The sequence below is a fragment of the Microcystis sp. M53603_WE2 genome (assembly GCF_030065435.1).
In genome coordinates this window covers 1-2,030 of record NZ_JASJFF010001049.1, presented here as the reverse complement: position 1 = coordinate 2,030, position 2,030 = coordinate 1, and the positions used below count along the sequence as shown (strand labels likewise).

The window sequence follows — 2,030 nt, the reverse complement described above, 5'->3', positions numbered from 1 at the left end:
TTCTGGCTGAGGAAATTCTCTCCGGACGGGTTTCTGATGGGGATACTGCCATGGTCGATATCGATGAGGAAGGTAAGGTGAAAGTTATTTCGGGGGAAAGACGCGAGTTAATCGCTCCCGTGATCGAATAAATTCTCACTGGAATTAGTTAAATACAGGGTGGGCTTTTTGCTCACCTTTTCTCGTAAAAATAGGGAAAAAGTGCGATGAAAGTCTGGGTTGTGGGTTGTGTTTTGTTATTTTTGTTGGTGGAGTTTTATCAATGGGCCAAGGGGTTTATTTTACCGTTACCTCTTTATATTTTTGCCGGAGCTTTATTATCGATCGCTTCTAATTATTCTCAAGATATGAGCAATTTATTTGCTGGAAATGAACAGGTTTATCAAACTGCTAGTTTAAGTGATGTTCCTCCTATTTTGACGGCAGAAACCGCAATTACCAGCCTAGAAGCGGCAGCATCGGAGGATAGTAAAAAGCTATCAAATTAGGCGGTTTTGTAGAATTGCCATGTCATAACTAACCTGAGTTCAGGATAAGCCGAAACCCTAATTTTACCTCAGCCAGTCAGCCCTATTCTTTCCTGGAAGTCATGGCAAAATCTCCTTAACCCGAACTGAAGTTATCTACTCCCCGCGCAACTACCGAACCGGGTTTTTTGCATCGAGAATACATGAAGCATCTAAGAGGATAATATTTTTTGATTCGACAACCGAACAACTCTTGCTTAACTGGGATAAAACGAGGGGGGTTCCCGCTTGCAGTCTTTCTACCGCATCAGAAGTTACCGATCCAAAGGATTGAAGGCCAACTTTATCGATTGGGTAGTCTGGGGAAAAAGCGGAGCGATCGAGTAACCAAAAACGAATGTTATTTTTCTGGATAAAGTTCTGCACGGCAGTCAGATCGGGACTATATTGGGCCTCGATCAAGTCGATATATCTTTGGCGAAGTTTTTCATAGAATAACAAGTTATAGGGTTCTAAGGAGTCTCGGTGGACAAACACGGGACGCAGGGCAAAGGAGGGAATATTATCACCCTCTAGGGAGAGAGAAGCCACGAGACTATCTTTCGGCTGTTTAGCTAAAAACTGATAAAGCTCCGGTTCTTTTCCCGTAATATAGCTAACTTTTGGGAAAAAATAGTATTTTTTCAGAGAGAGCGGATACAGTAGTGCGGATACCGCAATAACGATGAGCATTATATAGGTTAAAAAAACTCTCGATAAGCAAACTTCTCTTGCGGGAAGTGTTTTTTTTCTATCTCTTCCGACAAAATAAAGTAATCCTAATATTTGGATGACCATCAGTCCAGTCAGCAAGAGCGAGCGAGTTCGATTGAAATAAAGAATCGGCAGGTAGGAATAAATCATTGCTACTTGAAGTAGGAGAAAGATAATGATGGTTATTCCACTTGCTATAGTCTTTTTAGCCCCCCATTCTAACAGTTTATCGATCAGCATCGATAAAGCGATTCCCCCCGCAATAGCGAAAACTATCCTTAGGCTATGTTCCGTGTATCTTTGCGGTAAATATAGCTTGAAGAGGACAGCGTGAGAGATTAGATAAAAGGCGATCGAGGAAAGCAAAATTTGTGGCAGGATAAATCGTGCGCTCGTGATTCGTTCCACTAGAGAAAAATGGGAGCGATAATAGAGGATAATCGGCAAGGCTAGTCCGAGTAGAATTTGAGGTGGTAAGAGGAAAAATTTTCTCTTGAAGGGGTTAAAAATACACCAATCTCTCGGGAAAAAACCGCTATAATCATTACAGGTCCAAAAGGTCAGCGGCTCTCGATGAAAAAATCCGATTTTACCATCTTGTCCGAACTCTGACAAATTTCGAGCTTCCGCCAGAGAAACCATGGCTCCATAGTCACTACTTTTGAAAAGATAAGTAGTCATGCAAAATTAATTACCCAAATAAAAAATTAAGAAGTATAATACATAAAAAAACGAAGCAGCAGGAAAATACAATGAGATTGATTAGAGACCTAAACCCCGAGAGCCAGAAAATGCTAGAGAGAATTTATC

Annotated in this window: 2 protein-coding genes; one reads left to right on the top strand and one right to left on the bottom strand. The window is 41.1% G+C overall.

Going from position 1 to position 2,030, the window contains the following annotated elements:
- Positions 1 to 206: 206 nt before the first annotated feature.
- Complete coding sequence (locus PX481_RS22130) at positions 207 to 488, top strand: hypothetical protein (protein ID WP_002756706.1); 282 nt, start codon at positions 207 to 209, stop codon at positions 486 to 488.
- Positions 489 to 638: 150 nt separating this feature from the next.
- Here PX481_RS22130 and PX481_RS22125 read toward each other — a convergent pair whose 3' ends face one another.
- On the bottom strand, positions 639 to 1,901 hold the full coding sequence (locus PX481_RS22125; protein ID WP_288096005.1) for a hypothetical protein: 1,263 nt from the start codon (positions 1,899 to 1,901) through the stop codon (positions 639 to 641).
- Positions 1,902 to 2,030: the final 129 nt, after the last annotated feature.

What these genes read in the sequence shown, in the direction of transcription:
- PX481_RS22125 (WP_288096005.1), bottom strand. Translation starts at nt 1,901, where the DNA reads ATGACTACTTATCTTTTCAAAAGTAGTGACTATGGAGCCATGGTTTCT.
- PX481_RS22130 (WP_002756706.1), top strand. Translation starts at nt 207, where the DNA reads ATGAAAGTCTGGGTTGTGGGTTGTGTTTTGTTATTTTTGTTGGTGGAG.